The 7,243-nt window shown below is 30.1% G+C and carries 9 protein-coding genes; 2 read left to right on the top strand and 7 right to left on the bottom strand.

The window, feature by feature from the left end:
* Positions 1 to 288, top strand: a 288-nt coding sequence (locus LX95_RS14070; RefSeq protein WP_146240799.1) for a transposase, incomplete at its 5' end; no start/stop codon positions are given.
* 7 nt (positions 289 to 295) lie between these two features.
* Here LX95_RS14070 and LX95_RS14075 read toward each other — a convergent pair.
* Positions 296 to 748, bottom strand: coding sequence for a winged helix-turn-helix transcriptional regulator (locus tag LX95_RS14075; RefSeq protein WP_111542102.1), 453 nt, complete (start codon positions 746 to 748; stop codon positions 296 to 298).
* A gap of 135 nt (positions 749 to 883) precedes the next feature.
* Here LX95_RS14075 and LX95_RS14080 point away from each other — a divergent pair, with 135 nt between their 5' ends.
* Positions 884 to 1,900, top strand: coding sequence for an SDR family oxidoreductase (locus tag LX95_RS14080; RefSeq protein ID WP_111542103.1), 1,017 nt, complete (start codon positions 884 to 886; stop codon positions 1,898 to 1,900).
* Positions 1,901 to 2,103: 203 nt separating this feature from the next.
* Here the strand turns inward: LX95_RS14080 and LX95_RS14085 are convergent, their stop codons facing one another.
* From LX95_RS14085 to LX95_RS14105, 6 genes are all read right to left on the bottom strand, one after another.
* Entirely contained in the window at positions 2,104 to 2,577 is a 474-nt protein-coding gene (locus LX95_RS14085) for a hypothetical protein (protein WP_211307660.1), read from the bottom strand.
* Positions 2,578 to 2,787, bottom strand: coding sequence for a hypothetical protein (locus LX95_RS14685; protein ID WP_211307661.1), 210 nt, complete (start codon positions 2,785 to 2,787; stop codon positions 2,578 to 2,580).
* 241 nt (positions 2,788 to 3,028) lie between these two features.
* The gene (locus LX95_RS14090) at positions 3,029 to 4,006 is read right to left on the bottom strand and encodes a hypothetical protein (protein ID WP_111542104.1); all 978 of its coding nucleotides are present in this window, start codon (positions 4,004 to 4,006) and stop codon (positions 3,029 to 3,031) included.
* Between the two features lie 698 nt (positions 4,007 to 4,704).
* Positions 4,705 to 5,238 (bottom strand): hypothetical protein, encoded by a 534-nt coding sequence (locus tag LX95_RS14095; RefSeq protein ID WP_111542105.1) that lies wholly within the window; start codon positions 5,236 to 5,238, stop codon positions 4,705 to 4,707.
* Between the two features lie 861 nt (positions 5,239 to 6,099).
* On the bottom strand, positions 6,100 to 6,465 hold the full coding sequence (locus tag LX95_RS14100) for a hypothetical protein (protein WP_111542106.1): 366 nt from the start codon (positions 6,463 to 6,465) through the stop codon (positions 6,100 to 6,102).
* Positions 6,465 to 6,737 (bottom strand): DUF7660 family protein, encoded by a 273-nt coding sequence (locus LX95_RS14105; RefSeq protein ID WP_146240800.1) that lies wholly within the window; start codon positions 6,735 to 6,737, stop codon positions 6,465 to 6,467. Before LX95_RS14105 ends, LX95_RS14100 begins: the two co-directional genes overlap by 1 nt.
* Positions 6,738 to 7,243 lie beyond the last annotated feature (506 nt).

A 7,243-nucleotide genomic window follows, 5' to 3' on the forward strand; every position in this document is an offset into this window, starting at 1 on the left:
GGATTAACTCCTATGATTCGCAAGAGTGGAAGCAGTGTAAATGGACGTAGTCGAATAAGTAAAATAGGAAATCAAAAACTCCGTAATTTACTATTTATGTGCAGTTTTAATGCTTGTAAATATAATAAGGCTTGCCAAGATATTTATGACCGTATAGTAGCAAAAGGGAAGAGTAAAAAACTAGCTTTAATTGCTGTGTGTAATAAGTTACTAAAACAGGCTTTTGCTATTGCAAAATCAGGACTAGTATATGATGATTCTTACAGAAGTACGTTGGCTAAAAATTAGTGAGTTTTTACTTGTTTTTTACCACAGTACTTTGTTGTAGCCAGTTATTTTTCTTATAATTTTCTATAATTTTTTCAATAAACTTTTCTTTGTTACCTTTTATTATTTCTATCTGCTCTCCCGAGTATAAAGATGAATGAAATTCTCGTAAATTATTGTCGCTCCAAATTGATAATTCTACGATTATTGGTGTTAATGCAATTCCTTTAACTGTTAAAGTATAAATATTTGTTTTTTTGTTTTCAGGAAGTTTTTCCTTAATTATAATTTTAAATTCTTCCAGCATTTTTAATCTTGAAGACAAAATATTTGTTGCGATAGCTTCTTCACACTCATTAAAATCTTTGAATGTTTTCTTTCCTTCAATCAACATTTGTTTAATAATTACTAAAGACCACTTGTCTCCAATGATATCAATGGCACTAGTAATAGGGCAGTTGCATCTAAATTTATCTTCCATTGTCAATTGTTTTGTATATAAAATTATTCTGTAAAAATACTTTTTTTTATTTATTACTTGCAAAATAAAAGTGAATTATTACCTTTGCTTGCAATTAACAAGTAATAATTTGATATAAAAAATGAATTTTAAGATATGAAAAAAGTATTAGTAACAGGGATTTCAGGATATGTAGGATTACACGCTGCGGCTGAATTATTAAAGAATGGATATTCCGTAAGAGGTTCGGTAAGAAATTTATCTAAAACGGTAGAATTGACAAAAGCAATCCAAAAAGAAATTGAGCCCAATGGTAATTTAGAGTATTGCGAACTTAATCTTTTAAATGATGAGGGCTGGAAAGAAGCAATGCAAGGTTGCGATTACGTTTTACATATTGCTTCTCCTTATGTTGCGGCTGAGCCTAAAGATGAAAATGAATTAATAAAACCAGCAATTGAAGGAACGCAACGTGCATTAACCTTTGCTAAGAATGCCGGTGTGAAACGTGTTGTTTTAACTTCTTCTATAGTTGCTATGTTTGGTGATGCAAACAAGTCTTTAAACATAAAACAAGATACATGGACAAACCCTAATGCAAAAAATATGTCTGCCTATGTAAAAAGCAAAACACTTGCAGAAAAAAGTGCTTGGAATTTTATTGAAACTCAAAAAGGCGATAATAAGCTAGAATTGGTTGTGATTAATCCAGGTCCAATTTGGGGGCCAACCTTGTCAGATAAACTCTCTGGTGAATCGATGAATATTGTTAAAAATATGATTACTGGTAAAATGCCTATGCTAGCAAAAGTGGCTACCAATATGTCTGATGTTCGTGATATTGCAAGTATTCACGTCAAGGCCTTAGAGAATAAAGAAGCCAATGGGCAACGATTTGTAGTTGCTACCGAGAATCCATATTCCTTTAAAGAAATGGCTCAAATCCTCAAAGCAAACGGAAATGATAAAGTCAGTACTTTTGAAGGACCAAATTTTTTATTAAAATTTATGTCCAAATTTAATAGTGATTTAAAAGGTATGAAACCATTTATTGGAAATACTTATAATGCGGATGTTAGCAATACAATGCAAGTTTTTAATTGGACTCCAATCTCTTTTGAAAAATCAATATTAGATACAGTTCAATCGGTAAAACAAAAATTAAAAAACTAATTATCGCTCAATTATCACTCGGATTTTAATGAAAGTTCGAGTGTTTTTTTTAATTGGCTACAACGGTAAGTATATGGTAAGTTGTGATGGTTTAGGTTACTAATATAGCAAAATATTAGTAATCTAGTTGTTATTTGAGCCTAGTCCAAGTAAACAACTACCTGAACAATTTACTATATACGCTGTTGGCAACTGGCTTTTTATTACAAATTATCCAAATCATTACAAACTTTATTAATATGGTCTATTCCATAAAGTAGTTCAGATTCGTTAATATTCATCCATTGAAAAAATTGTAATATTTTACCATAATGTAGTCTTGCAGTCGTTGAGTCTTTTATGGAATGAGAATTCCTAAAACAAATAGGTTCGTGATGAGCAATTCTATTTCGAAATTTATTTATATCTGCTAATTGATTAAATACGTAATTCTGATTGTATTGATTTGTAGCAGTACTTATAGGTTTTGCTGGGAAAATTCTCAATAAATTTCGTCCAGTAGCAGTATATTGTCGTTGTGCGAATAAAAACCTCCAAAAACCAAACCCTAATTCAGCAACCAACTTGTTATGAGTATAAGATGTTCCTAATGAATTAATCGCATCGTTTATATTCTTTTGTGTTAGTCTTGTTCGATTATTGTCAAATATTCCGTGTCTTTGAGCTCCATTTCTCAACTAATCGTTTCCTAAAGTTGAAATTAAATGTTCATCTATTTTATTTCTTAAAGAAATTTCAAAACAACTAATTACTGTAAAAAATTCTTGAGACAATTTGAGGTTAAGCCTATAAAGGGTCATCGATTTTCTCGTATTTCCTGAACACGCAGTTAAATACCTGCTCATTCTTGGGGCTGAAATAATGCTTTCAAATTGATTGTATCTCATAAGGGTTATTTGGTAAATACAAATATAATTAATATATTTGTACCATCTTATTCCCGATAGTCCCTGATTTAGGTCAAACTATCGGGTTTCGATTTTTATAACCTATCCGTGTTTTTTTTAGCTTGTTGCCAACGGTTTTGTGTATGGAAAGTTGCGTTTTTGTATGCGAGGATTTTCCGAAGGAAAATCAGACGTAACAAAAATGCAACTGCCTTTGTTTAAGCACTAATGTAGCAATTTTTTATACACGTTGTTGTGCGTAGTTATTTTTTTCAACTGTTTTTAATTTCCGATTGACATAAATAACATTTTTATTATTTAATTCTTTATCTCCATATTTTAATGTGATTTCATCTTGTATGTTATAAATTATATTTTCATATTTCTCATCAAATAGTCCGTTTGTTCCTTTTGGATAAGAAGCATAAAGGTCTTTGTTTTCTAATAAGTTATCTTTTGATTTCGAAAAGAAATTAATATATGCTTTTTCGGCATCGTAGTAAATAGATTCTTCGTTTGGTAGTTTAAGTAGATTACTATTATTTTCAGAACCATAATCACTTGGACTAATAGATTTAGCCTCAAGTATATCATTAATTTCAAGTAAGCATATACAAAGTTCTTTTGAAGTTTGCATTCCTTTTTGGATAGGTAATGACGTGGTTAAAATTCTTTGGATATTGCTATGATTTTTAATTCTTTTCGCTATAAATTGTTTTACAGAGTGACCAATATATTTTACATCAAATTCTAAAAGTTTTTTTGTTTCTCCTTCTATATTAACTTTCCAATTCTTATTATAATGGCTTCTTAGTATTGTGTCAGGCGTGATTAATTTAGTAAAATTCTTTTCTTCTGGAATTTTTATTAGAATAACATCAATAAAATCATTTAGATTTTCTTCGTTCTTTAAGCTTTTATTATAACACAAATGAAGTTCAATATTCGATATATTTTTAGTTTCAATTACGTCTTTTTGATATAATGGTAATTGAAATTTTATATTAATTCCAGTTAAAGGTTGTATGATTTCTCCAGTAAGAAACTTTGTAGAACATTTTATATTTCTAAATATTAGACAAGGACGTTGAAGAATAAAATACAAAGAAGAATCTTCAGCGATTCTTTTTAGTTCTTTATCATTATATAAATAGCTAAAATCATCAAGATTAAATATTCCTAAGGGGTTTTTAAATTCTACTTGAATGGTTTTTCGCATAGTTTTGGTTAATTACGCACAACGAGTTTGTATAACCGTCAGTTGCGCGGTTTAGAGCTAAGATAAGTAAAATACTGAAATATTGAGCAGGCAAGGATTTGTCCGTAGGATAAATCCGTAGCAATTGCTATTGTAGTTGTTATCCGTTTTGATCGGACTTAATAACTTATTGAATAACCGTTAGAACTTTTAAAATAACGCAAAAGCGAAAAAGCTAAACGCAGTTTTGCTTTTACCAATATCAAGCAAAAAGTGTTTGTAAAACTCTTTGCAGCCCGTCCTGCTTTTAAGAATCTGCTATTAAAGTTGTGTTTATCGTTTCTGCTATTTTGATTAACTAACTTTTATGACTTGACAATCTTTGAGAACCAGTTTTTCTCTTTTTTAATTAACCCGTTCTGCTTTGTGTTTAATTAGAAATTGAATTAATATCGCCTTGTAGGTTTAAACTTAAAAACCTTAATTTATTAATCTGGATTACAGTTAAATTATTTTCGTAACGATTTTAAAGTTGTACAAGTAGTAGAAGGAAGTTTATTTTTAAAATACTAGAGGGTAATAGGAGCGGAGGTGATTTTCACTATAATTGGTAACGGTTTTGTGTATGGCTCGTTGCGGAAAATCAGCTATGATTTTCCGCCGTAACCGAAAGATAGCAAATTGCAATGAATTCCGATTAGGAATTCAGCCGCAATGAGCTATACACGGTGTTGTGGTGTCGTTTTTTTAATTTTTATTGTCCAATTAGTTGTGTTTAATTCCATCATTTCATTTCTTTCGTAATTGGTTATTTCGGTGCATTCAAATTCCAATATATTTCCGTTCCATCTTTTAAATTCTACCATATCCATTTCAAAGGGACTTTTGATAATTTGCATATCAGAAAGTGAATTTTCCAATTTATAAATGTCGCTATATTCTGAAAGAATAAAAGTTCCATTTGGTGTTATTTCCAAGTTTCCATAATCAGCTTGTTTTTCCGATTCGATAATATTCAATTCAAGCGAATCCAAACGAAATGCACAGTCAGAAGTCAAAACAAGAATTTCATTTTTCTGTTTAGATACTTTTACGTCTTTTGGAAATCCGCGAAACTGTCCGACTTTTTCAATTCCGTTTTCGTCCGTGAACTTTATCCAAGTCCAAGATTGGGAATTCCACACGCTTTCTACGTCATAAATTCGTTCTTCAAATTCGCCCGAGTATGGTTGATTTATTATTTCAGCTTTCACTTAATTTTCTTTGTTTCGGAATGGTTGCTTAAATGCACCACAACGGTATTGTATAACCGTCAGTTGCGTGATTTAAAGCTAAGATAATTAAAATACTGAAATATTGAGCAGGCAAGGATTTGTCCGCAGGATAAATCCGTAGCAATTGCTGTTATACGTTGTTAACTACTGTAATTATTAAAGAATATTAATATGTATTACAATTTGACAATCATTTCTAATCAAACTTTTGAAATGGAATTTTTCAATTTTCAGATCTAGATGTTTTCTTAAAATTATCTGAATCTCAATTTTGGAATTTAAAATTCACATTTTACACGAATTTAAATTAGAATCCAACCCGCAAGATTTTGATTTATTTAACCCACCAGATTGGTTAATCTTAGAATTGTTTTCAATCTCGTTTATCTTAAAACTTATTGATTTTTAATTAGCCGTACAGATTGTTTACTCATAGAACTTATAATTGAACTCGTTTATCTCAATTTTATTAATTAAAATAACCGAATAGCTTTTGGTTTTTAAAATGAAGCAAAAGTAATCTCGTTTTGTTGAAATCTCTTTTTTTATTTTTTAAATAACAGAGTAGAGTAAGAAAATTGAAAAACAGGTTAATCTCGTAAAGTTAGAATTTTTGTTTTGAAGTTTTATAGTAGTTAACGGTTTTGTATATGGCTCGTAGCGTGTAAATTATAAAATTATTTTCGGATTAAGCACAAGCCAGATTTTTAAATTTTACTATTTATCTTTTTTGTTGGAAAGTCGTCAAATTTAAAAATTTGGCGACTTTCCAAATTTGCCTTAACTTCGATTAAGCAACTGCCAAGTTATGAGCTATATACGTTGTTGTGAAACGTTTTTTTATTCAGACTTTCTGTTTTTTAGCGTTTCCCAACTTACCGTTTTTATAGTTTTAGCTTTCTTTTTAATAGTCTCAATTCCGATTTTATTCAGCCAATTCTCAACTCGCTCATCAAGGTCTAAAAATTCAGGTATTTTTTTGTAATCTTTTGGAATATCTGAATAAAGTCCAATAACAGGATAAGGTTCTCCAAATGGGTTTCCTAAAGGAATAAGTTCATATTGTACACTTTTAGGTAGTTCAGAAAACAATTCAGGCATTTCGTTTCGTATAACTTCTAAGCACGATACAATGAAATCCATATCCCAATTCAACTCCTCGTAAATTGCAGGTTCTATAATTCCGTAACCTCTTGGTTTTTTCATTATTCGTAAATTTTACCCATATAAATTATTTCTGCAAAGTTTTTCCAATTTGGTTCTTTAGAAAAGTTATTGTCTTTCGTTCCTGCGTGCATAGCGTCAAGAAATGAAGCAATATCGTTGTTTTCCCATCCATTATGTCCATTTCCATAAGGTGGAGAAGCTTCAATTTTTTCTTTTTTGTCTTCCCTTCTTTTATCAAGGATAAGTGCTTTTAGAAAATCCAAAAATGTTTCTAAAGAATTTACTTTATCAATTAATTCAAATGGTTCCAAAATGTTCGTTTTAAATGTTTTACAACGTGTTTGTATATGGAAAGTAGTGTAAAAACAAGCGCATTTTTTTCGGTTTAGAACAAGCCAAAACTTTTGCATTTTGTTTTTAACTTTACTTTTCAAAAGCCAAATCAAAAGATTTGGCGACTTACCAAATATACCAAAATTTACAATTTAGAAAAGACGTAGCTATTTTTTATATACGTCTTAAGTTTGATTCTTATTAATTTTATAGTATAAATCAGAAAGAACAAAGAGAGGATTAAGGTTATGATATACGGTGAAGCGTTAGACTTCGACAACATTGATAATCCCCTCTCTTTAACTACTTCAATCACGTTCAGTTCTGTGAGGCTAAACCTCGTTTTCAAGTTGTTGTGATCCTGGTAGTATGCTCTTTCATAAAATCAGTTCTTATGGATAAATATAAGGAAACTTTTGGAGTTGATATCAGTAAAGATGTATTTGATGTCTATGGTAGTGACTGCGGTCATTCTCAATTTAAG

The organism is Mesonia algae, assembly GCF_003253545.1.
Taxonomy (GTDB): Bacteria; Bacteroidota; Bacteroidia; order Flavobacteriales; family Flavobacteriaceae; genus Mesonia; species Mesonia algae.

Excerpts from the sequence above, each read along its gene's own strand:
- LX95_RS14080 (WP_111542103.1), top strand. The coding sequence starts at position 884 with ATGAAAAAAGTATTAGTAACAGGGATTTCAGGATATGTAGGATTACAC.
- LX95_RS14100 (WP_111542106.1), bottom strand. The coding sequence starts at position 6,465 with ATGAAAAAACCAAGAGGTTACGGAATTATAGAACCTGCAATTTACGAG.
- LX95_RS14090 (WP_111542104.1), bottom strand. The coding sequence starts at position 4,006 with ATGCGAAAAACCATTCAAGTAGAATTTAAAAACCCCTTAGGAATATTT.
- LX95_RS14685 (WP_211307661.1), bottom strand. The coding sequence starts at position 2,787 with ATGAGATACAATCAATTTGAAAGCATTATTTCAGCCCCAAGAATGAGC.
- LX95_RS14075 (WP_111542102.1), bottom strand. The coding sequence starts at position 748 with ATGGAAGATAAATTTAGATGCAACTGCCCTATTACTAGTGCCATTGAT.